This is a genomic window from Pseudomonas sp. LBUM1640 (genome assembly GCF_059716225.1).
In genome coordinates this window covers 5,784,430-5,807,305 of sequence record NZ_CP166816.1, presented here as the reverse complement: position 1 = coordinate 5,807,305, position 22,876 = coordinate 5,784,430, and the positions used below count along the sequence as shown (strand labels likewise).

Genomic DNA, 22,876 nt, shown 5'->3' with positions numbered 1-22,876 from the left:
GCTGCGACCAACCGATCAAGGAGGACAGCCTGTGAAAGCCCGATCCGATGAGTTACAGATCTTCGTCAGCGTGATTGAGTGCGGCTCGATTTCCGCCGCGGCGGAGCAGGTCGGGCAGACGCCCTCGGCCGTCAGCCGCACCTTGTCGCGCCTGGAAGCCAAGCTCGACACCACGCTGATCAACCGCACCACCCGGCGCATGGACCTGACCGAAGAGGGCAAGTACTTTTTCGAGCAGGCCAAGGTGATCCTGGCGCAGATGGATGACCTGGAAGAGCGCCTGTCGTCACGCCAGAAAAACCCGGCCGGGCGCCTGCGCATCAACGCCGCCGTGCCCTTCATGCTGCACGGGATCGTGCCGTACATCGCCGAGTTTCGCAGCCTCTACCCGCAGATCCAGCTGGAGCTGAACAGCGACGATTTGATCATCGACCTGCTGGAGCAGAGCACCGACATTGCCATCCGCATTGGTGCCCTGGCCGACTCCACCTTGCATGCCCGTTCGCTGGGCTGTACGCCGCTGCATATCCTCGCCAGCCCCGGCTACCTCAAGCAATACGGCACGCCCACCACGGTAGCCGAATTGGCCGACCACACGTTGCTGGGCTTCACCCAGACCGAAACCCTCAACCATTGGCCGCTACGGCATGTGGAAGGCGACCGCTGGCTGATCCAGCCGAGTATCGCCGCCTCCAGTGGTGAAACCCTGCGCCAGTTGGCGCTGGAAGGGCAGGGCATTTGCTGCCTGTCGAACTTTATGACGGTCGAAGATATCAACGCCGGGCGCCTGGTGCCGGTGCTGGAGGCGTTCAACAGTGGTTATCGCCAGCCGATCCACGCGGTGTTCTACCGCAATTCGCAGTTGGCGTTGCGCATCCAATGCTTCCTGGACTTCATTCAGACCAAGCTGGCGCGGTATGCCAGCTGATTCGTGACCTGCGCGCAAGATTGAATTGGGCAACAGGGTCTTATTCGACAGGGATGGGTCCGCAACAATGGACCCATCACTTACCCAGTCAGGAGAAACACTCCATGAACGTATTCATTACCGGCGCAGCCGGTTTTATCGGCGGTTCCATTGCCACCGGCCTGGTCAAGGCTGGCCACAGCGTTACCGGCCTGGTGCGCAGCGCCGAACAAGCGGCTGAAATGACTTCCCTTGGTATCACTCCGGTGATCGGCACGCTGGACGATTCGGCCGTGTTGACCGAGCAGGCTTCGAAGGCCGATGCAGTCATCAACGCCGCCAGCAGCGACCACCGTGCTGCAGTGGAAACCTTGCTGGCGACCTTGAAGGGTTCCAACAAGCCGTTCCTGCACACCAGCGGTTCGAGCATCGTCGGTGATGCGTCGGGCGGCAAGGCCAGCGATGTCATCTACGTTGAAGACAACCTGCCGGAGCCGACCGTCGACAAGGCCGCTCGCGTGGCCATCGACAACCTGATTCTCGCGGCCGCCAAAGACGGCGTGAATTCGGCGGTGATCTGCAACACGCTGATCTACGGCCACAGCCTGGGCGTGAAGCGTGACAGCGTGCAACTGCCGCGACTGCTTAAGCAGGCGCGCAAAAGTGGCGTGGTGCGCCATGTGGGCACCGGGCAGAACATCTGGTCCAACGTGCATATTGAAGACGTGGTGGCGCTGTACTTGCTGGCGCTTGAGAAGAATGTGCCGGGCACTTTCTACTTCGTGGAAAGCGGTGAAGCGGCATTTGTCGACATGACCACCGCCATCGCCGACGCGCTGAACCTGGGCAAACCACAGGATTGGCCATTGGCCGAGGCTGAAGCCGAGTGGGGCTATGAAATGGCCAACTATGGCTTGGGCTCCAACAGCCGGGTGCGCGGCAAGCATGCCCGTGAACTGCTGGGCTGGGCGCCGAAGCGGACGTCGGTGGTGGAGTGGATTCGCAACGAAATGGTCTGACCCCGCAGCTGGCCCGGCATCCACGAATGCCGGGTCGCGTCGTTACGGCAGGCTATAGGTCAGCAGCAGTACGCCGAAACCGATAAAGCAAAGCCCAATCACCCGGCTCGCCAGGGTCGCGATTCGCGGCTGGCTCAGCAGCCTGACCATCTTGCGCGAAGCCAAGCCGTAACCTTGCAGCGTCAGCAGTGACAGCAGCATGAAAATTCCCGTCAACACCACAAACTGCACGCTCAAGGATGAGGTGGGCTTGATGAACTGCGGAAACAGTGCGGTGAAAAACAGGATGGGTTTGGGGTTGCTGATGGAGAGCAGGAATGACTCCTTGAACAGCGCGCCAAACGACCGCGCCACGGCAGGGCTTTCTGCCTGCGCTCCAAACAGTTTCTTTTTGGCGATCAATTGCTGCACGCCAAGGTAGAACAGGTACAGCGCCCCTGAGGTTTTCAAGGCAGTGAATACCCATGGGTTGGTCTTGAGCAGCAAACCCACCCCGAGCATGGCCGCCAGCGACAGAAAAAACAGCCCGCAGATATTGCCCAATGCGCCGTACAGCACCGCCCCCGGACCTTGCCGCAGGCTGTTTTTTATCGCCAGCACGACCGCAGGGCCGGGGCTGGCAATGGACAGCCAGGCGATCAGGGAAAAAGTGAGGATCTGTCGTATATCCATATCGCCTCAGGTTCAGTCTTTTTTGACCAGGGCTGCGCGGTGCAGGCCGGGTGTTCCGTGATTGGCTATCAGCTCTTGGCGGATTCGGCAGATTCGCCATTCGCCCTCGCGCTTGGCAAGGTCAAAGAAGTAACGGCCGTAAGAGTGGAAAAAATCCGTCTCGCCCTGGCAGTTTGCGGTACGGAAGCGATAAATCTGGTAGTTGCACTGCGCGCTGGCGTTATCCCCGCTGACGCTGACCAGGAGATTGGAGAAATTATGCTGCATCTTAAGCTCGCTCAGGGCTGCCTGGCGCAGGGCGATGTAGGCCTCACGCGTGATGAGCCCCGGCGGTTCGTCCCTGAAGCTTGAATAATCGACGTGCAAGTGCTCCCACAAGCAGCCTTGCATGCGGTGCCAGTCCAGCAAGTCGAAGGTGGATTGGAACTGGCAGAGCCGGTCCTGAATGGCGAGCCTTTCAGCCAGTAACCTGTCGTTCATTCAACGGCCCTCACGTATGGTCACAGACGGTGCGCACGACGGTGCCCAGCGCCTGTTGCAGGTTGTTGGGATCGCAGGTCAAGGGTGGCATGATCTTGATCACGCGGCTCTGCCCGCCGCACTGCTCGACCAGGATGTGTTCGTTGCGCAGTTGTTCCAGCACCTGTTTGGCGGTGGCGGTATTTTCCAGTTCGATGCCGTGGATCATGTGGCGGCCCCGCACCGGACAGCGCCCGGCGAGCTCGGCCATTGCCTCATGCAAGATCTGTTCATTGCCCGTGAGCTGTTGGCGAAACGTGCTTGAAGTGAACATTTCGAGCATGAAGCACGCTGACTGTACCGCCAACGTATTGCCCCTGAAGGTGCCGCTGTTTTCGCCAGGGTTCAAGGTGTCCAGGTCTTTTTTCACCAGCACCAGAGACATTGGCAGCCCAAAGCCGGAGAGGCTTTTTGCCAGGCAGATGATGTCGGGATAGGTCTGCGAGAGGGCTTCAAAGCTGAAGAACCCACCGGCGCGGCCACAGCCGACCTGGATTTCATCGGCAATGGTGACGATGCCTTTTCGCGCGCATAGCGCCAGCAGTCCTTCATACCAGGCGCCGGAGCAGGTGTGCAGGCCGCCTTCGGCCTGGATCGTTTCAAAGATCACGGCGGCCGGCAGGCCGTAGCCCGAGCTTTCGTCGTTGAGCAACTGTTCATACAGGGCGATGGCATCGACGTCCGTGCCCAGGTAGTGCTCATACGGCAGGCGCAGTACCGAGGCGAGATCGGTATAGGCGCACTTGCGCTTTGTGGCATTACCGGTCAATGACAAGGCGTTGTACGAAAGACCGTGGAACGCGTTGGTGAAGCACGCCACTTCGCGCCTGCCAGTGGCGTTTCGCGCGTATTTGATGGCTGCCTCGATGGCCAAGGTGCCAGCAGGCGGCGCGAAGTAGTAGTGGTAATAACCCCGGTAGCGCGGCGGCAGGACAGTGGTTTCGAACAAGTGAATGAAGTCGGCCTTGGCGCTGGTGAAAAAGTCCAGGCTATGCACCGGCCCATCCTGCTGCAGGTAATCCATCAGGCGTGCTTTGATCGTGGGGTTGTTGTGCCCGAAGTTGGCCACGCCGGCAGATGAAAACAGGTCGAAATAGGCTTCGCCATCGGCAGTGAAAAAGTATTCATTGCGGGCGCGGACTATCTGTTTACCGAACGGTGTGCCATAGGCGTTGACATTAGATTCCATGGTTGACGTCCTTGTTGACCAAGCGGTGGTAGAGATCTTTTATGGCGGTGCGCGGGTTGCTGCCGTCGAACACAAACCCCTGGCTTTTGTTGTCGTTGTAATGCGGGTCGATCTCACTGAGCGCCTGGTCTGCGACTGCACTGTATTTCCAGTGCAGGCGCGGGTGCAGGTGATGCAGCAAATGGTAGGAATCGGTCAGTGGGCATACCAGTGTGCGCATCAGCAAGCCATTGAAGTGACCATACTCGGTGCGTTGGGTGACCTGTTTGTCATGCGCAGACTTGTCGTTGCCCGACGCGGTGTACGGCATGAACCAACGGTGTTCCACCAATAACGACCACCAGGAATACAGCGGGTAGAACACCAACAAGGCAACCACGTAGGCACAAAGGGCGTAAGGACCGGCAACCAGGTAAAGCACCGACAGGATCAGGCCATTCACCCCCAGGCGGGGCCACTGACTGTGCGAGCCTGCGCAGCCGTCCCTCATGATGGTCAGGGTTTCACGCAGGCCACTGGGTGTGAGCGGGTGGAAGAACAAGCGCCAGAACCGTGCCGGGCTGATTCCCGGTACCAGGCCGATTCTTCTCAGCCGTGCCACGTTCGGGTCTTCTTCGGTGGCGGCATGCGGGTGATGAGCGACGCAGTGGCTTTGATAACGGGCGCTGGAGTCCGCGCGAAAGGTCGGAAAATTACCCAAGTAATCGGCGATGCGAAATTGCAGCAGCCGGTCTGTGCCGAAGCCCATATGCAGGGCCGTGTGCCCGATTTCCTGGAGCACGCGAAAGCGTCCCCCCATGAACACGGCGGCCGCCAGGACCACTCCCGGGTGCGGCCACCAGTAACACACACCGGCCAACAGGGCGATTTCCAGCCACACGGCGCTGAACGAGAGCACCTCGTACCAATGGTCATGGGCGAGCACTGTATTGGGCCGTTCGCCCGCCAGGATGGCTTCGCGCACCGGGCGGTCGTCGCGGTAGCGACGCCACTCCAACAGCCTAACCAGCGCCCAGGCGATCAGGATCATAGACATGGCGTGCTCCCTAGACCCTGAGCGTCTTGAGCAGTTTGTCGACGCCACGCATATCGCGGCTCATGCTCGTTGACGTGGTGCTGAAGCGCGCGTGGACACCGTGCGCGGCCAGGATCGTTTCGTACATGCTGAAGTCATGCAGCAGAAAGCTGTCACGGGCATGCTCGATGGCATCGCTGAGAAAGCTCGCCTGTTGCGGTTCAAGGGCATGCAACAAATCGTGGGTGGCCTCGATGAATATCAGCGAGTGAATGGCCTCGTCGCGGTTGTGCTGGTCCACCAGCGCGCGGTTGCTCTCCTTGATGGTGGTGCAACGCGACAGGGTTTCCAGGAACGCATTGATACTGACTTCAGCCACTGCCGCATAGGCGACGATGATCAGTTCGCGATTGAACGGGTCCGGCTCCTCCAGCAGCTGTGCCTGCATCGTCTTGACCGTGACTGAAAGGGCCGGTGAAAACGCCAGTGCGTAGCGCTTCAAGGCGTCGTCGATAGCCAGGGTATGAAAGTAGGTGTGGTACTGCTCGTCGGTGGCGGTCTGCATCAAGCCGCGCTTGACGGTGGTGCGTAAACCTTTTTGGCTGACAAGAAAGCGAATCGCCGGCAGGGCGATATGTTCTTCGGCCTGGATAGTGCGCCAGTTGTAGTTGAGCCACAGTCCAGTGGCGATGGAGGCGCGCTGGGCTTCAAATTGTTCCAAGTCGGGCGTTGTGAACGCCGGCAGCAGTTCCAAGGGGTAGTCGGGCTTCTCATCCGCGATGAACTCGGGGTACCAGTGGCGTACGGAGGCCTTGTTCTTCCAGTGAGTCAATGCAGTGTCGATCTTAGACATTGACGTTCCCCTCCAGGATCGACAAGTAAGTATCGACGCTGATCTTGTGGTGGGGCGACGGCGGAAAGACATTGGCCGTCGCCAACGTCAGCAACTTTGAAATGCACGTATTGATGAGCTCGTCGGTGTAATGCGTGGTGACTTTGTCGCGCTCGATCATGGCGGTCGGCGGGAAGAAGATCGATTCCCGGCCGGACTTGACCACCGCGTCCCATACATTCAGCGATTGCCCGGAAAAGCGCGCCTTGCCAGAGAAGATTGAGTAGGGGATTACACCGTTATCCAGGGCATGGCGGGTCAGGATCTGGTTGGCGATTTCGGTGACGCGCTCGAAGATGACAAATCGCGCACCGGCGGCAATACCCTGGTCGAGCAGCTGTTTGAGCCGGCCGATTTCTTCAGCGTCATTGCCGTAGACACGGTTTTCGTTTTTTTGCGGCGTATAACCAATATGGATGGCCCACTCATGGTGTTGGCTGCCGACTTCAAGCAATGGCCACAGATCCGCCTGCTCAAGAATTTCCAGCTTGATGATGTCGGCGCCGGCCTGGATGTAATCCGCAGTAATCGCCAGGGTTTCCTTGGGTGTCAGGCCTCCGGGAATATCGGCCATGAGGGCCGGTTTGGGGATGTTGTATTCGTTTTTGTCTATTTCCTGGCGCACCTCGGCCACCAGCCCAGGCAGCAAGGTCTTGGACAGCGTCAGATCCTGCTCACTGAGTTGGGTGGTATGGCGACCCAGGTGTGTCATGAAGTAGGAATCACCGACCATTACCGACTCGACATTCTTGAGCTTCAAATCGGCGATGGCGCGGGCGACCGCTTTGTATTCGAAGTCGCGGTAAAGGTTGATTTTCAGACCGCAGGCTGCATCTGGCGAGGTTCTTGAGTTGAGCATTGTGGTGATCATGTCAGTTCTCTCGGGCAATCAGGGAGGTCAACAGGGCAAGGCATTCCTTCAGACGTTGCGGGGGTTCCGAGGTGAAGCACAACCGGACATAGGAAGCGTAATGCGCACCGAACAATCGGCCGTCGACCACACCGATACCGGCATTGAGCAGGTCTTCCAGGGTGAGTGCGCCAGGCAGGGGCAAGAACGCAAAGAACCCGCCACTGGGTAAGGGGCAGTGGCCGTTCAGTGCCGCCCGGGTGAGGTGCAGGTTTTCGAAATACAACCTGCGGCGCTCGCTGATCAGGTGTTTTTCCAGCAGGAAGTGATAGGCAATGGTCTGCGAGAAACTGTTGGGTGTGTAGTTGGTGTTGCGGTATAGCTTTTCCAACTGAGCGGCATGGGGTGCGCTGCTGTGGATAAAGCCGAGCCGGGCGCCGGGTATGCCCATCAGTTTGCTGAAAGTGAAGACGTTGCTGACCCTCGCGTGCTGGTACAGATCAGGCAGTGGCGCAAAGTGCTCGGTGTCGGTGTCGCGCTCACCGAAACCGAAATACGCGTGGTCGACGATCAGCGCGATATCGTGGCGTTCGCACAGGCCAATCAAGTGCATGACAAAGTCGTCGCTGGCGTAGTTACCCAATGGGTTGGCAGGCACCGCCAGGTACAGCGCCGCCGAGTCGCAGCCCAACCGTGATTCGATCAATGCCAGTAACTGTGGCTCAGGCACCAGGGCGCCGTCGTGGAGGGCCGCTATTTCATCCATTTGCCCGCCCGCTTGCTCAATGACACCGGGCAAGTACATCCAGTACGGACTGATCACGTGCACACGGTTTTTCCCAGGGCGCACGAACAGGTTGAAACACAGGCTCAGGCCGTGGGTCCCGCCATTGCACAGGACGATTTCATCGTGCCGGCCTGCCTGCGCCAGAAAGACCTCGGCGAGCTTACGCTTGAGCGGTTTTTCACCGCCCTCGATGGAGTGTTTCCCCGGCGCAATCAGCGGGGCGGGGATGTTCTTGAGGGTCTCGATCAGGTCGGGGTTTTTATACAGCTTGCCCTGATGCAGGGAATAACTGTGCGCAAGCAGGGATAGCCTGGCTTCCAAGTCGGCGAAAATGTCCATATTGCCCCTTCCATATCCATTGGCTGAGTGACTCGAATGCCTAAAACTGCATTTCAGATTCAGAGGTCACTACGGGGACAAATCCTGTCCACGACCCTAAGTGCAATACGTGCTGAGAAAGAATTGGATCCAATTAATGGCGCGCTTTGAGTTCTAGCCAATCGAAACCCGATCGCCAGTGCAGTGGCGTATTCGTCGTTATCATTGGCGTATATGGCTTATAAATAGGTCGTTGATGGGCGATTACCGATTGCTGGTCGGCATCACCTCAATTCCGTAAGATTCGCCACCTTCCTTTTCACCGCTGTTCGCCTGGTAGACCCATGAACCTCACCCGTCTGCGCGCCGATGCCCTGGCCGGCCTCACCACGTCCTTTGCGCTGCTGCCCGAATGCATCGCCTTTGCCCTGGTTGCCCACCTCAACCCGCTGATGGGGCTCTACGGCGCCTTTATCATCTGCACCCTCACCGCGTTATTCGGCGGCCGGCCTGGCATGGTCTCGGGTGCGGCGGGCTCGATGGCGGTGGTGATCGTCGCGCTGGTGGTGCAGCACGGCGTGGAGTATTTGCTGGCGACGGTATTGCTGGGCGGGCTGATCATGATCGCGTTCGGCCTGTTGCGCCTGGGCAAGCTGGTGCGCATGGTGCCGCATTCGGTGATGCTCGGCTTCGTCAATGGCCTGGCGATCATCATCGCTTTGGCGCAACTGGAGCATTTCAAAAGCGGTGAAAGCTGGCTCAGCGGCACGCCGCTGTATGTGATGACCGGGCTGGTGGTGGCGACCATGGCCATTGTTTACCTGCTGCCACGCCTGACGCGTGCGGTGCCGCCTGCGTTGGTGGCGATTTTGGGCGTCGGCCTGGCGGTGTATCTGCTCGGCTTGCCGACGCGCACCCTGGGTGACATGGCCCACATCGCCGGTGGCCTGCCGAGCTTTGCCTTGCCGCAAATCCCTTGGACCCTGGAAACCCTCGGCATCATCGCGCCCTACGCGTTCCTGATGGCGATGGTCGGCCTGCTGGAAACCCTGCTCACCCTGAACCTCACCGATGAAATCACCGAGACCCGTGGTTACCCTGACCGCGAAAGCGTGGCCCTGGGCGCGGCAAATATGGTCTCGGGCCTGTTCGGCGGCATGGGCGGCTGCGCGATGATCGGGCAAACCGTGATCAACTTAAGCTCCGGTGGGCGCGGGCGTTTCTCCGGGGTGTTTGCCGGGGTGATGATCCTGCTGTTCATTTTGTTTCTGTCGCCGCTGATCGAGCGCATTCCGCTGGCGGCGCTGGTGGGCGTGATGTTTGTGGTGTCGCAGCAGACCTTCGCCTGGGCGTCGTTGCGGGTGATCAACAAGGTGCCGCTCAACGACGTGCTGGTGATTCTGGCGGTGACAGTGATCACCGTCTTCACTGACCTGGCCACGGCGGTGCTCTGCGGCATTGTGATTGCGGCGCTGAACTTCGCCTGGCAGCAGGCGCGTGAGCTGTATGCCGATGAACATCTGGAAGCCGATGGCAGCAAGCTCTATCGGCTGCATGGCACGTTGTTTTTTGCCTCGACGACGCCGTTCTTGAATCAGTTCGACCCGGCCAACGACCCGGCGCAGGTAACGCTTGATTGCCGTCACCTGAGCTTCGTCGACTATTCAGCGATTGCCGCGTTGATGACCTTGCGCGAGCGCTACACCAAGGCTGGCAAGCACCTGCGGGTGCTGCATTTGTCGGAGCGCTGCAAGCAGTTGCTAAAGCGCGCGCGCGTTCATCATGAGTAACTGATCACGGCCCGACCAGGTCTTCCAGCTCCTGCGCGCGGGTCTGGGTCATGTCCAGCATGCAGCCAGAGCCGTTGACCTGGTCGATGGTGCCGCCCGTGGCGGAACCCGCGAAGCCGCAATTGGCGTCGCGGTATTTGATCCACAGGCGCTGAACATCCTGCAATTGCTGCTTGCGCGCGCCTTCCTGGGCGGCCAGTGCGGTTTTGTAGGCCTTGTTCAGGCGCGCATCCTGCACTTTGGCTTCCTTGGCGTTGCAATTGACCATGTCCGCTGTGGTGTTGGCGCTGTCCATGCAGTTCTTCAAGGCTGCGTTGTCGGCGGCCGAAGCGCTGCCGCAAAAGGCCAGCAGTAGCGCGCTGGCGGCGAAAGGAACAAGCAGGGTCTTGCGATTCATTGTTGGGGTTCCTGATCGTAGTTGGGGCTGCAACCTGAGACTCGGCCCTGGCAGTTGAGTTTCGATGCGCAAAAAACTTCATGTAAAAACACCCCCCGAATTTTCACGCGTTGGCGCTGGGCATATCCCCAAGCGACAGCACTTATCCGTGGGCGAAAATTACTTTCATAAAAATTGAAAATTATACCGGGTAATGATTTATGAGTTTCACAACCAATTCGACGTGACCCTTCCCAAGGAGTACCGCATGGCCGCACCACTGGGCTTCGGGCTGTTGGCATACGCTGCCATCGCCATCATTGCATTGATCGTGCTGATCGCACGTTACCGACTCAACCCGTTTATTGTCATCACCTTGGTGTCCATCGGCCTGGCGCTGATGGCTGGCATGCCGGCAGACACCATCATGGGTTCGTACGAGGCGGGCGTCGGTAAAACCCTGGGGCATATTGCCCTGGTGGTGGCGCTGGGCACCATGCTCGGCAAGATGATGGCTGAGTCTGGTGGCGCCGAGCAGGTGGCGCGCACGCTGATCAACCGTTTTGGCGAGCGCAATGCGCATTGGGCGATGGTGTGCATCGCCTTCCTGGTGGGGCTGCCGCTGTTTTTCGAGGTCGGTTTTGTGTTGCTGGTGCCGATCGCCTTTACCGTGGCGCGGCGCGTCGGCGTATCGATCCTGATGGTCGGCTTGCCGATGGTCGCCGGTTTGTCGGTGGTGCATGCGTTGGTGCCGCCGCACCCCGCGGCGATGATGGCGGTGCTGGCGTATAACGCCTCGGTCGGGCAGACCGTGCTGTATGCGATTCTGATCGGGATTCCCACGGCGATTATCGCAGGCCCGTTGTACGCCAAGTTCATCGTGCCGCGTATTCACCTGCCGGCGGAGAACCCGCTGGAGCGTCAGTTTATCGAGCGCGAACCGCGCACCCGTCTGCCGAGCTTTACGCTGACCATGGGCACTATCCTGTTGCCGGTGGTGCTGATGATGATCGGCGGCTGGGCGAACGTGATTTCTACACCGGGCACGGGGTTTAACCAGTTCCTGCTGTTTATCGGCAACTCGGTGATCGCGCTGTTGGTGGCCACCTTGGTGAGCTTCTGGACCTTGGGGCTGGCCCAGGGTTTCAACCGCGAAGCGATCCTCAAGTTCACCAACGAATGCCTGGCCCCGACCGCCAGCATTACTTTGCTGGTGGGCGCGGGCGGCGGCTTGAACCGCATCCTGGTGGACGCGGGCGTGACCAATGAAATTCTCGGCCTGGCGCATGCCTTCCACCTGTCGCCGCTGGTGATGGGCTGGTTGTTTGCCGCGCTGATGCGCATCGCCACCGGTTCGGCCACGGTGGCCATGACCACGGCTTCCGGTGTGGTCGCGCCGGTTGCCATGGGCCTGGGTTATCCACACCCCGAATTGCTGGTGTTGGCTACCGGTGCGGGCTCGGTGATTTTTTCCCACGTCAACGACGGCGGCTTCTGGCTGATCAAGGAATACTTCAATATGACGGTGATCCAGACCTTCAAGACCTGGACTGTGCTGGAGACGTTGATCTCGGTTGTGGCGTTCGGTCTGACCTATGGCCTGTCTCTTGTTTTATAAGCCTCATTTTGTAACCCGGAGCCCCGATGGACATCCTCTACCAGATCCGCGCCCGCCAGGATTCCTTCAGCGCTGGCGAAGGCCGTATCGCCAAGCTGATGCTTGATGACGTGGGCTTTGCCGCGTCGGCCAGCCTGGAAGAGTTGTCGCAACGCGCCGAGGTCAGCACGGCCACCTTGTCGCGCTTCGCACGCAGCGTGGGCTGCCGGGATTTGCGTGATTTGCGCCTGCAATTGGCGCAGGCCAGTGGGGTTGGCAGCCGCTTCCTGGACCCGGCGGGGTTGCCGGAACAATCGGCGTTTCATCGGCAGATTCTCGGCGATATCGAAGCGACGTTGCGTCAGCATCTGTCAGGCTTTAACCAGGCGAGTTTTGTCGATGCAGTCGGCCTTCTAGGCAAGGCGCGGATGATCCACGCATTCGGCATGGGCGGCCCGTCGAGCGTGTGCAGTGAAGAGTTGCAGGTACGCCTGGTGCGCCTGGGTTACCCGATTGCCGCCTGCCGCGACCCGGTGATGATGCGTGTCACGGCCGCGACGTTGGGCCCTGAACATGCGCTGATCGTGTGCTCGCTCTCTGGCCTTACGCCCGAGTTGTTGGACGTGGTGAGGCTGGCGCGCAACTACGATGCACCCATCGTCGCCATCACCCTGGCCGATTCACCGCTGGCTCAGCTGGCGGACGTGCTGCTGCCGCTGCAACCGGCCGAAACCAGTTTTATCTACAAGCCCACCGCGGCGCGCTACGGAATGCTGTTGGCCATTGACCTGCTCGCGACCGAGCTGGCGCTGGCCCTGCCAGACGACAACCAGGAACGCCTGCGCCGGATCAAGCTGGCCCTGGACGATTATCGCGGCGGCCCCGATAGCCTGCCGCTTGGAGACTGATATGAAGTACGACACGCTGATTCGCCAAGCGCTGATCATTGATGGCAGCAACACCGAGGGCTATGTCGCCGATGTAGGGCTGCGTGGCGGGCGTATCGAGACCATCGGCGATTTGTCGACCGCAACCGGCGAGCACGAGATCGACGCCAGCGGCCGCGTATTGTCGCCAGGTTTTATCGACGTGCACACCCACGATGACACCGTGGTGATCCGCCATCCGCAAATGCTGCCCAAGCTTAGCCAGGGCGTGACCACGGTGATTGTCGGCAACTGCGGCATCAGCGCTTCGCCGGTGAGTTTGCGCAGTGATCCGCCAGACCCGATGAACTTGCTGGGTTCGCGTGAAGCGTTCGCGTATCCGCGCTTTGCCGATTACCGCGCCGCCGTGGAAAGTGCCCATCCGGCCGTCAACGTCGCCGCGTTGATTGGCCATACGGCGCTGCGCAGCAACCATATGGACGACCTGCACCGCACCGCCACACAGGATGAAATCGCCGCCATGCGTGTGCAGTTGCAAGAGAGCCTGGAAGCCGGCGCCCTCGGTTTATCCACAGGCCTGGCCTACGCCAGCGCGTTTAATGCCGAAACCGATGAAGTGCTGCAACTCAGTGAGGAGCTGACGGCCTACGGGGCGGTGTACACCACGCATTTGCGCAGCGAATTCGAGCCGGTACTGGAGGCGATGGACGAGGCCTTTCTGATTGGCCGACATGCCAAGGCTCCGGTGATTATTTCCCACCTCAAATGCGCAGGCGCGGGTAATTGGGGGCGTAGTCCGCAGCTGTTGGCGTCGCTGGAGCTGGCTGCAAAGACCCATCCAGTGGGGTGTGATTGCTATCCCTACGCGGCCAGTTCCTCGACCCTGGATTTGAAGCAGGTTACCGATGCGTTCCGCATCACCATCACCTGGTCGACGCCACACCCGGAAGTCGGCGGGCGTGATTTGCAGGCTATCGCCGCCGAGTGGGAGGTTTCACTGCTGGACGCAGCACGTCGCCTGCAACCGGCGGGGGCGGTGTACTACGGGATGGATGAAGAGGATGTACGACGCATCCTCGCGCATCCGCTGTCGATGGTCGGGTCGGATGGCTTACCTGAGGATCCATTTCCGCATCCACGCTTGTGGGGCGCGTTTCCACGGGTGCTGGGGCATTTCAGCCGGGATGTGGGGTTGTTCCCGCTGCACACGGCCGTGCACAAAATGACCGGGCTGTCGGCGGCGCGCTTCGGCCTGGCCGAACGTGGGGAAATCCGTGAAGGGCATTGGGCGGATCTGGTGTTGTTCGACCCGTTGCGCGTGCGCGATGTGGCGGACTTTAAAGAGCCACAGCGCGCGGCACAGGGCATTGATGGCGTGTGGATCAATGGGGTATTGAGCTACAGCGACGGGCAGGCCAATGGTCAGCGGCCGGGTCGGTTTTTGGCGCGCAGTGGGGATTTGCGTGGCGGGTTTTCGTCTTTATAGTGGGCGCTCCCCTACACGGAGCTGTCGTCATGCACTTAGGAAAAGTCACCCCCATTTTGCGGATATTCGACGAGGCCAAAGCGTTGGAATTCTACGTCGACTTCCTCGGGTTCAAGGTCGACTGGCAGCACCGCTTCGAGGCGAATTTCCCGTTGTATCTGCAGGTGTCATTGGGCGAGTGCGTGCTGCATTTGTCCGAGCATCATGGCGATGCGTCGCCGGGGTCGGCGGTGCGGATCCAGGCGCAAGGCGTGGACGCGTATCAGCAGCAGTTGCAGGCCAAGGATTACCGTTATGCCAAGCCTGGGGTTGAGGAAACGCCGTGGGGCTCGCGGGAGATGAGCATCGGCGATCCGTTTGGGAATCGGCTGGTGTTTGTCGAGGAAAGCGAGGGCTGACGGGTAAATGGCAGGCAATAAAAAACCGCCTTAGTAGGGCGGTTTTTTATTGCAAACCCAGTTTGCGGCTGGGGTTGCTATCTCAAAAGACGCAATCGACCTGCGTCTGAAGGCTCACGTGTTCCGGTAAGTGCGCTGCAGGTAAGGCCCAACTCAAGGAGGGCCGAGTATGTCTAAGTTTGCCTGTGGCGAGGGAGCTTGCTCCCGTTGGGCTGCGTAGCAGCCCCAAGGCATTCAATGCGTTCCCAACGTCAAATCTCGATCAACTTGAGCAGGGGCCGCTGCGCGGCCCAACGGGAGCAAGCTCCCTCGCCACAGTGAATGCGCTTAGTCAGGTTTTTAAACCCGGAAATGACTGACCATCTGCTGCAACTGGCTGCCCAAGCGCGCCAGTTCCACGCTCGACTTCGCTGTCTCGTCACTCGCCGTGGCGGTCTGCTCCGACACATCACGCACGTTCACAATGCTACGGCTGATCTCTTCAGCCACGGCACTTTGCTGCTCGGCGGCGGCGGCAATCTGCTGGTTCATCGACTGGATGTTCGACACCGTACGGGTGATGTTTTCCAACGACACACCGGCCTTGCGCGTCAGTTCAACGCTGCTGTCGGTGAGGCTGCGGCTGTTGTTCATCACCGTGGCGACTTGCTGGGTACCGTTCTGCAAACCAGCGACCAGGCCTTCGATTTCTTCGGTGGATTTTTGTGTGCGCTGGGCCAGGCCACGGACTTCGTCGGCGACCACGGCAAACCCACGGCCGGCTTCACCGGCACGTGCCGCTTCAATCGCGGCGTTGAGTGCCAGCAGGTTGGTCTGCTCGGCCACGGCCTTGATCACGTCCATCACGCTGCCGATCTTGTTGCTCTCTTGTTGCAGGTGCGTCATGGCGTCGGTGGAGCGTGCCACTTCCGCAGCCAGGCGTTCGATCTGGGCGATGGCCTCGGCCACCACTTTGTCGCCTGCACGGGCTTGGCCATCGGCATCGGCAGCGGCCAGCGACGCTTGTTCAGCATTGCGGGCGACTTCTTGCACGGTGGCGGTCATTTCGTGCATCGCCGTGGCAACTTGATCGGTCTCGATCTTCTGGCTGTTCACGCCGGCGCTGGTTTGCTCGGTAACGGCCGACAGCTCTTCGGCGGCGCTGGCGATCTGAGTCACGCCGTCGCGGATACCGCTGATCAGTTCGCGCAGGGTAGTGCCCATGCGCTGGATGCCTTGTTGCAACACGCCCAGTTCATCACGACGGGTCACCTGGATGTTGTGGCTCAGGTCGCCGGAAGCGATGCGCTCCACCACGGCCAGGGTTTCCTGGATCGGGCGCGTGATCTGGCGGGTAATCACCAGTGCCGCGATGATGCCGACCAGCAGTGCGAGCAAGGTGCTGATCAGTTGCAGGCTGCGGGCCTGGGTGCTTTCGACGTCACGGCGCTCCAGCTGAATGTCGTACAGCTTATCGCTGATGGTGACGATGTCGGCGCCTTGGGTGGTCATTTCCGCACGGGCGCTGACGATGTTGGCGTTGGCTGCCTTATAGCTCTGTACGGCGCTGCGATAGGCGCCGAGCGCGGTTTCCAGTGAGCTCAATGCGCTTTGTTGGCTGGTGCCGAATGCGGCGCTGAGATTTTTCAAACCACTGATGGCTTTTTCGATCTGTGCAGCGGCGCGGGCTTCGGTCTCTGCGCTGGGACTATTGGTGTAGCCGCGCACTTCGTAGCGGCCCAACTGCAAGTCTTCCTTGGCGTGCGTGACGGCCTGGTACTGGGTGAAGCGCTCCGGGCTGTCCGGCATCTGCTGCACACTGGTTTCCAGCGCGTCGATCTGGGCATTGGCGATGTCGGCCTTGTCGCCCATGACCTGGCGCGCGGCGTTACCGTTACGGTAGGCCTCGCGCATTTTGTTCAACGACTGTTGGTAAGCGGTGATAACGGCTTTCTGATCGTTGAGCAGTTTGAGGTTTTCCGGGCTCTTGAAGCTGTTCAACAGTTTCTGTTGCTGGGCAGCGAAGGCGTCGAGATTGGTCTGGACGTTCTGTGCCACGGCTTCATCGCCGTTGGCCAGCATGTACTGCAGGCGCACGATGCGCAGCTTGGTCAGCGAGGCGTTCAACTGGGTGATGTCGCTCATCCAGTTGCTGCGGTCGATCAGGCCGCCCAGGCTGGTCCAGCCGGTCAGTGCCAGGATCGACGTGAGGACCAGCACCAGGCCGAAGCCCAGGCCGAGTTTGAGGTTGACGCTGATGTTGCCGAACCAGCTATTCATCGAATGCTCCGCAAGAATGAGGGGTGTCTGCTGGACGGTGTTGTTGTTTGAGCCAGCCTAAGTGTGTAGGGCTGTATCGGCGGGAGGGGACGATTCTGAAATACTTTTCTTGCGGGTGCGACGAAGAGTCGCCATCGCGATGCAGCAATGGCGACCCACGGGCTCACGGTGTTGTAGTGCTGGGCACCACGGTAAGCCTCAGGCAAGACGCAGTGCCTGGGCTCAGGTGCAGGGTGTTGCGTGCGACCCGTGGGTGGTTGGCCTGGCCTGAGGGTTCGCCACTGTTGGGGTTGACGTCAAAGCGCGGGAAATTGCTGCTGGCAATGTCCAGGCGTAATCGATGGCCGCGTTTGAACAGGTTGCAAGTGGCGAAGGGGTCGATCAGCACTTTGACCCGCTCACCGACGGTGAGGGGCGTCGGTTGTGCCCAGGAATCGCGATAGCGGCAGCGGCGGATGCCATCGGTAATATTCATCGCAAAGCCGTCGGGGTAATCGATGCTCGGTGGGTAAACGTCCACCAGCTTGGCGGTGAAATCAGTGTCGGGCGCATCGCTGTCGATCCACAACTCGATCTGTACGCTACCTGCGACGATCAGGTCTTCGTCCAGTGGTTCGGTCTGGAAACTCAGGACATCATCGCGTTCGCTCAGTGGGCGGTTGTCGCCTCGGGTGCCGAAGAAGTCGGCACGCTCACGTTGATCAAAAGCACCGCCCAAAAATACCGGGGCACCGGAGGTCAGTGCGCCACCGATAGTCGGAACCGGGTGGGCGGGGTCGGCGAAGTAGCTCAAGTGAGCGTCGACGTCGGTTGGAGCGCTGTGCGTCAGTTGTTTTTGCCCATTCAAATACAAGGTCAATTCCTGGCTGCCCGGCAGTGGCCATTGTGTCGATTGCAGCCAGCGCCCACCGTGTTGCAAGCGGCCGTTGTGGTCGCGTTGGCCAGTGCCGCCACCCATCAGAAAAACCTCCACACTGGCCTTTGTGGGTTGCGGCGATGGTTTAAGGGTTTGTTCGAACCACGCCAGGCGGCAACTCAGCCAGTCCCGATCAACCTGGCCATCAAACACGGCTGCAGGGCCGAATTCCACGTCGCCACTGTGGCTGATATTACGGTCACCATGCAGCCATGGGCCCATCACCAGTCGTGGCCGGGCTATGCCGCTTTGCGTGAAAGCGCTGTAGTTGGCCAGGGTGGAGCTGACATAAGCGTCATACCAGCTGGACATGAATAGCACCGGGATATCCGGCAGTTGCGAGTAGTGACCTTCGGCGTAGATACCCGACTTGCGCCAATATTCACTGAAGTCGCCCTGGGCCCATTGGTCCAGCACGTAGGCCTCGTATTCCGGTACATGGCGCAAGGGCGACTGGCCGGGTTGCCAGGGCATGCGTGTAAACCACTGGTAAATGTCCTCTTGCTCCAGCGCGTGGCGAATGTGCGGATCTGCCAGGGCCGCCGGGCTTTCCTTGGCCTGGCGAAAAGCCCACGTAGCCTGCTTGAGTTCGAATGCGCCGCCCTGGCGAATCCCACACTGGTAGGCGTTGGCGAAGCCGCCACTGTCCAGCACCATACTGCTCAACCCAGGTGGCTGCAGGCAGGCCATCGCCAGCTGTGTATGGGCGGCGTAAGACAGGCCCATGCTGCCGACTTTGCCGTTGCACCAGGGTTGCCGGGCTAACCAGGCCAACGTATCAAAACCGTCCTCGCCCTCGGCGGTGTATTTGGTGAACAGCCCTTCGGAGGCATAGCGCCCACGGCAGTCCTGGAAGATGGCGACAAAGCCTTGTTCGGTAAAACGCGCCGCCATCTGTTCACGTGAGATGTGCTGGCCGTCGAGCTGTTTTTCCGAGCGCGAGGGTTTGCTCTTGTCGTAGGGCGTGCGTTCGATGACGACTGGAAAAGGGCCGTCGCTGTCGGTTGGCAAATAGATATCGGTGGCCAGGTGGATGCCATCGCGCATCGGGACCCTTTGGTTGTGCAGCGTTTGCATGGGGAAAACACTCATCGACTTAGTACCCGCTCGTGACCGCGATGGCCAGCAACACCATCGCCAGTGCGGCGTAGATCAAAAACAGTGGCAGGATGTAACGCGCCCATTGGCCCCAGCCGACGTTGGCGGTGGCCAGTAACACCAACAGGCCGCTGGAGGTTGGGGTGATCATGTTGGTCAGGCCATTGCCCATCAAAAAGGCGAACACCGTGGTCTGCGGGCTGACGCCAGACAGCTGGCCCAGCGGGCCGAAGATCGGCATGGTCACCGCGGCCTGGCCCGACGTGGACGGGATCAACACATCCAGGCCCAGTTGCGCGAAGAACATGCCATAGGCCGACACAATCGGCCCGTGATCGCCCACCAGGTTCGCCAGGCTATGAACGATGGTGTCCAATACCTGGCCAGTGCTGAGGATGATCTCCACGGCGGTGGCCAGGCCGATCAGCACGCCGGCAATCAGTACTTTCTTCATGCCATCGACAAACGCACTGGCGGCGGCGCTGGCACCCAGCCCGGCAATCACACTGAAAGCTAGCGTCAGCAGCAGGTAGAAGGCTGACAGTTCGTGGTACTTCCAACCCCAGCGATTGGAGGCGTAGACCAAAAAGCCGATGCCTGTGAGTAGCACGATCAGGTTGATCAGATGGCGCGTGGGCAGCGGTTTGCGTTCGAACGTAATCTGCGCCGTCGCATCGAAACCGTGCTTGCGAATACTCCACAACACGAAGGCAATGCCCACCAGCAGGAAGGTGCAGTAAGCCAGTACGCGCATGCTCAGCCCACTGAATATCGGCAACCCGACCATCGGCTGGGCGACCGACAGCGCCACTGGATTGGAGATAGACGCCAGGTAGCCGATCTTTACCGAGATGGTGACGATCGCCAGCCCGATCAGGTTCGACAGCCCCAGCCGATTGGCCATGGCGACCATCAGCGGCACGATCAGGATAAATTCCTTGGCCAGCCCCATGAAGGTACTGCCGGCGGAGAACACCAGCATCAAGCTCGGCACCAGTACGTAGATATTGCCGCGGGTCAGCCCCAGCAGGCGCTCCAGCCCGGCGTCGATTACACCGGCCTTGTTCAGCACGCCGAACATGCCGCCGATGAACAGCACCATGAAAATCAGCGCCGCGCGTTTCTCGATGCCTTGGGGGACGGCCATGAAACCTTCTACCAGCGACACCGGACGAGCCACCGTATCGCCGGCCTTGCGCGGTTCCAGCGCAAACAGTTGGCTCAGGCTGTCGGGTTTTTCCAGCACCTGATAGGAGCCCGGGACCACCAGCCCCTTCTGGCGCTCGAACGTGCCCGAGTTCACCACGTAGGTGAAGGCCACGGCGAGCAAGACGATGCTCAGCAGGATAATGGCCGGGTTGATCTGTTTGCGTTGCGTGGGTTTTTCCACCACCGCTTGGGTGGCGATGTTGTGTGATTCGCTCATGCTGGCTGCCCCGGCGTTTGCCGTTTTTGTTATGGGGGAGTGACGCGTGTGGAGCGGACACTAGGGCAAAGTTTTTGCGCCGACAACGTTATGCGCAGGGTGGGTTGGGCTATGCGTTTTGCGCGTTCAGCCGCTGTTTGAGATGCTCGGCAAACGCGGTCACCACCGGCGGGCGAGGCTCATTGGCGCGATAGGCCAGGCCGAAAGCGTAGGGCAGCGCTGGGCGAAAAGGCCGGGTCACAATCGGCAAATGCAGGAAGTGGCTGGCCAGCAAACCGTTGACGATCGACACCCCCAGGCCTTCGGCGACAAAGCTGCACGCCGCACCCACCGAGTGCACTTCGACGCGCACTTGCGGCGTAAGGTTGGCGGCGCGAAACACCTGGTTCAACTCCGCCCGCAAAGCCCGTTGCCGCCCCAGCATGACCAGCGGCACGTTACGCAGGTGCTGCACCTCGATGCACGCGTGGCGGGCCAGTGGATGGTCGGCAGGCATCACGCATACGCCCTCGGTTTCGAGCACGGGTTCGATGTCGAAGTCAGCGATTTCGGTCGGCAAACGCACAAAGCCCAAATCGGCGGAGCGGTCGAGCACGGCGCGCTCGATCATGTCGTAAGAACCGGTCAACAACTCGACGACGATGTCGTCATGGTTCTTGAGAAACTCCGCGACAATCCGCGGCAACAACTCTTGGGTCATGCTGGTGGGCACGCCAACCTTGAGCAGGCTTTTGCGCGAGCGGCCCACGCGCATTTCGTCGGCCAAGCGTTGGATGCGCTGCATGCCGTCCACCAGGCCGGCGACTTCCTTCAGCAACTCTTGCGCTTCTGCGGTGGCCATCAGGCGGCCCTTTTTGCGCAGAAACAACGCGAACCCCAAGGCCTCTTCCAGCTGGCTCAACAGGCGGCTGACCGCCGATTGCGACAGGCCCATGCGCGTGGCCGCGCCGATGGTCGAGCCAGTGGACATGATCGCCTTGAAGGCTTCGAGCTGCTTGAGATTCACCGTGGGTTTCCTGTCGGTTGCGAGGGGCTGACGGTGCGTTGCGCATAGCCTGATGCGCATCTCGCATAACGTTGTGGGGCTTTCGACGAGCCGTTAGTGTCCGCTCCAACGCGACGTGTCGTCCAGTGTGTCGCGCGATGGAATTGCCCATAAAAACCACAATAAGGCATTGAGGAAACCGCGATGCGTAAGCTTTTTAATCGGGGAAAAATGGCCTCGGCCGGCCTGCTGGCAACCCTGTCACCCGCGCTCCTGGCCCAAGGTTTTTGGGAGGATTCGCAGGGGCGATTGATCTTGCGTAACTTTTACTTCAACGACGATTACCGCGACGGCGGCGATGATCGCAAGGAGTGGGCGCAAGGTTTTCTGCTCAACCTGCAATCGGGTTATACCGAGGGTGCGTTGGGTTTTGGCGTGGATGCGTTAGGGCTGGCAGGGCTAAGGCTAGACTCCAGCCCCACCCACGCCGGCACAGGCTTGTTGCCAGTGCACGACGACGGTCACGCCGCCAGTGAGTTTTCGAGCCTGGGTGTCACCGCGAAGATGCGCTGGCGCGATGCCGTGGTCAAAACCGGCACATTGCTGCCGAAGATCCCGGTGCTGGTGCACAACGATGGGCGACTGCTGCCGCAGACCTTCCAGGGTACTCAGGTGGAGTACACCGGCATTCGCGACCTGTACCTGCACGCGGGGCACCTGGACAAATTCAAGCAGCGTAATTCCACCGACAGCGTGGATATTTATCCCCAGGGCTACAGCGGCAAGAAGGGCAGTGACTTCGATTTTGCCGGCGCCACCTATGCCTTCACTCCAACGCTCAGTGGCACCTGGTATTACGGCGAAATGCGCGAGTTCTACCGTCAGCAATTTTTCGGCCTTGTGCATAAGCAGCCGGTGGGCAGTGGCACGCTGACCAGCGACTTGCGCTACTTCATCAGCAACGAGGCGGGGGCGGCGCGTAACGGCAAGGTCGACAGCGACATGTTCAGTGGGCTGTTCACCTACCGCCTGGGCGCGCAGGCGTTGGGTGTCGGTTATCAGAAAGTCACTGGAGAGACCGCATTGCCTTATGCCAGCGTATCGACGGTGTACTCCTTCAGTAACGCTGGCGTGGGCAAGTTCATCCAGGCCGGTGAACAAACCTGGATGCTGCGCTACGACTACGATTTTGTCGCTGTGCTGCCTGGCTTGAGTTTCATGACCCGCTATTACAAGGGGCAAAACGGTGACTACAAGGGGCGCGAGGCGCGGGAGTGGGAGTCCGACACCAACCTGCGCTACGTGGTCCAGAACAGTGCTTTCAAAGGCGTGGGCATGGAGTTGCGCAAGGCGACCTATCGTTCGACCTATGCCAGCGACCGGGACAACTATCGGCTCTACCTGACTTACGATCTGGCACTGTGGTAGCCGCGGCAGGGGGCTGATCAGAGGTGGGCCTTGTGTGCTAGTCTGCGGGCCCTTTTAGTTTT

The 22,876-nt window shown here is 60.1% G+C and carries 19 protein-coding genes and 2 pseudogenes; 8 read left to right on the top strand and 13 right to left on the bottom strand.

Features of this window, described 5'->3' with window-relative positions:
- Positions 1 to 31: 31 nt before the first annotated feature.
- Both ACA065_RS25815 and ACA065_RS25810 read left to right on the top strand, forming a co-directional pair.
- Positions 32 to 928, top strand: a complete 897-nt coding sequence (locus ACA065_RS25815) for a LysR substrate-binding domain-containing protein (RefSeq protein ID WP_497692074.1) — start codon at positions 32 to 34, stop codon at positions 926 to 928.
- Positions 929 to 1,032: 104 nt separating this feature from the next.
- Positions 1,033 to 1,926, top strand: coding sequence for an NAD-dependent epimerase/dehydratase family protein (locus ACA065_RS25810; protein WP_497692073.1), 894 nt, complete (start codon positions 1,033 to 1,035; stop codon positions 1,924 to 1,926).
- A gap of 42 nt (positions 1,927 to 1,968) precedes the next feature.
- Here ACA065_RS25810 and ACA065_RS25805 read toward each other — a convergent pair whose 3' ends face one another.
- From ACA065_RS25805 to ACA065_RS25775, 7 genes are read right to left on the bottom strand one after another with little or no spacing between them, the layout of a single operon-like run.
- A complete protein-coding gene (locus tag ACA065_RS25805; RefSeq protein ID WP_497692072.1) occupies positions 1,969 to 2,598 on the bottom strand; it encodes a LysE family translocator in 630 nt (209 codons plus the stop codon).
- 12 nt (positions 2,599 to 2,610) lie between these two features.
- Positions 2,611 to 3,078: a nuclear transport factor 2 family protein gene (locus tag ACA065_RS25800; RefSeq protein WP_497692071.1), complete on the bottom strand. Its 468-nt coding sequence runs from the start codon at positions 3,076 to 3,078 to the stop codon at positions 2,611 to 2,613.
- Positions 3,079 to 3,088: 10 nt separating this feature from the next.
- On the bottom strand, positions 3,089 to 4,306 hold the full coding sequence (locus ACA065_RS25795) for a diaminobutyrate--2-oxoglutarate transaminase (RefSeq protein WP_497692070.1): 1,218 nt from the start codon (positions 4,304 to 4,306) through the stop codon (positions 3,089 to 3,091).
- Positions 4,296 to 5,342: a fatty acid desaturase gene (locus tag ACA065_RS25790; protein WP_497692069.1), complete on the bottom strand. Its 1,047-nt coding sequence runs from the start codon at positions 5,340 to 5,342 to the stop codon at positions 4,296 to 4,298. Before ACA065_RS25790 ends, ACA065_RS25795 begins: the two co-directional genes overlap by 11 nt.
- A gap of 10 nt (positions 5,343 to 5,352) precedes the next feature.
- Positions 5,353 to 6,174: a diiron oxygenase gene (locus ACA065_RS25785; protein ID WP_497692068.1), complete on the bottom strand. Its 822-nt coding sequence runs from the start codon at positions 6,172 to 6,174 to the stop codon at positions 5,353 to 5,355.
- The gene (locus ACA065_RS25780) at positions 6,167 to 7,084 is read right to left on the bottom strand and encodes a 3-methyl-2-oxobutanoate hydroxymethyltransferase (RefSeq protein WP_169367601.1); all 918 of its coding nucleotides are present in this window, start codon (positions 7,082 to 7,084) and stop codon (positions 6,167 to 6,169) included. The genes ACA065_RS25785 and ACA065_RS25780 overlap by 8 nt, the downstream gene beginning before the upstream one ends.
- A gap of 1 nt (position 7,085) precedes the next feature.
- Positions 7,086 to 8,189 carry a pyridoxal phosphate-dependent aminotransferase gene (locus tag ACA065_RS25775; protein ID WP_497692067.1) on the bottom strand — a complete coding sequence of 368 codons (1,104 nt, stop codon included), beginning with the start codon at positions 8,187 to 8,189 and terminating at the stop codon, positions 7,086 to 7,088.
- Between the two features lie 323 nt (positions 8,190 to 8,512).
- Between ACA065_RS25775 and ACA065_RS25770 the strand changes: the two genes are divergently transcribed.
- Entirely contained in the window at positions 8,513 to 9,958 is a 1,446-nt protein-coding gene (locus tag ACA065_RS25770) for a SulP family inorganic anion transporter (RefSeq protein WP_497692066.1), read from the top strand.
- Between the two features lie 4 nt (positions 9,959 to 9,962).
- Here the strand turns inward: ACA065_RS25770 and ACA065_RS25765 are convergent, their stop codons facing one another.
- On the bottom strand, positions 9,963 to 10,355 hold the full coding sequence (locus ACA065_RS25765; RefSeq protein WP_497692065.1) for a lysozyme inhibitor LprI family protein: 393 nt from the start codon (positions 10,353 to 10,355) through the stop codon (positions 9,963 to 9,965).
- A 247-nt stretch (positions 10,356 to 10,602) separates the two neighbouring features.
- On the opposite strand from ACA065_RS25765, the gene ACA065_RS25760 reads away from it, so the two are divergent.
- The 4 genes from ACA065_RS25760 to ACA065_RS25745 are packed head-to-tail and all read left to right on the top strand — an operon-like array spanning position 10,603 to position 14,702.
- The gene (locus tag ACA065_RS25760) at positions 10,603 to 11,952 is read left to right on the top strand and encodes a GntT/GntP/DsdX family permease (RefSeq protein WP_497692064.1); all 1,350 of its coding nucleotides are present in this window, start codon (positions 10,603 to 10,605) and stop codon (positions 11,950 to 11,952) included.
- A gap of 26 nt (positions 11,953 to 11,978) precedes the next feature.
- Complete coding sequence (locus ACA065_RS25755) at positions 11,979 to 12,839, top strand: MurR/RpiR family transcriptional regulator (RefSeq protein WP_497692063.1); 861 nt, start codon at positions 11,979 to 11,981, stop codon at positions 12,837 to 12,839.
- A gap of 1 nt (position 12,840) precedes the next feature.
- Entirely contained in the window at positions 12,841 to 14,304 is a 1,464-nt protein-coding gene (locus ACA065_RS25750) for an N-acyl-D-amino-acid deacylase family protein (RefSeq protein WP_497692062.1), read from the top strand.
- Positions 14,305 to 14,333: 29 nt separating this feature from the next.
- Positions 14,334 to 14,702, top strand: a complete 369-nt coding sequence (locus ACA065_RS25745; RefSeq protein ID WP_497692061.1) for a glyoxalase superfamily protein — start codon at positions 14,334 to 14,336, stop codon at positions 14,700 to 14,702.
- Positions 14,703 to 15,041: 339 nt separating this feature from the next.
- Here the strand turns inward: ACA065_RS25745 and ACA065_RS25740 are convergent.
- From ACA065_RS25740 to ACA065_RS25720, 5 genes and pseudogenes are all read right to left on the bottom strand, one after another.
- A pseudogene (locus ACA065_RS25740) lies at positions 15,042 to 15,635 on the bottom strand (methyl-accepting chemotaxis protein); the annotation flags it as partial.
- A gap of 309 nt (positions 15,636 to 15,944) precedes the next feature.
- Positions 15,945 to 16,961: pseudogene (locus ACA065_RS25735) on the bottom strand (methyl-accepting chemotaxis protein); the annotation flags it as partial.
- A gap of 163 nt (positions 16,962 to 17,124) precedes the next feature.
- Positions 17,125 to 18,954, bottom strand: coding sequence for a CocE/NonD family hydrolase (locus tag ACA065_RS25730; RefSeq protein WP_497692060.1), 1,830 nt, complete (start codon positions 18,952 to 18,954; stop codon positions 17,125 to 17,127).
- Between the two features lie 19 nt (positions 18,955 to 18,973).
- The gene (locus ACA065_RS25725; protein WP_497692059.1) at positions 18,974 to 20,401 is read right to left on the bottom strand and encodes a YfcC family protein; all 1,428 of its coding nucleotides are present in this window, start codon (positions 20,399 to 20,401) and stop codon (positions 18,974 to 18,976) included.
- A gap of 109 nt (positions 20,402 to 20,510) precedes the next feature.
- Positions 20,511 to 21,407 (bottom strand): LysR family transcriptional regulator, encoded by an 897-nt coding sequence (locus ACA065_RS25720; RefSeq protein ID WP_497692058.1) that lies wholly within the window; start codon positions 21,405 to 21,407, stop codon positions 20,511 to 20,513.
- Positions 21,408 to 21,590: 183 nt separating this feature from the next.
- Here ACA065_RS25720 and ACA065_RS25715 point away from each other — a divergent pair, with 183 nt between their 5' ends.
- A complete protein-coding gene (locus ACA065_RS25715) occupies positions 21,591 to 22,814 on the top strand; it encodes an OprD family porin (protein ID WP_497692057.1) in 1,224 nt (407 codons plus the stop codon).
- Positions 22,815 to 22,876: the final 62 nt, after the last annotated feature.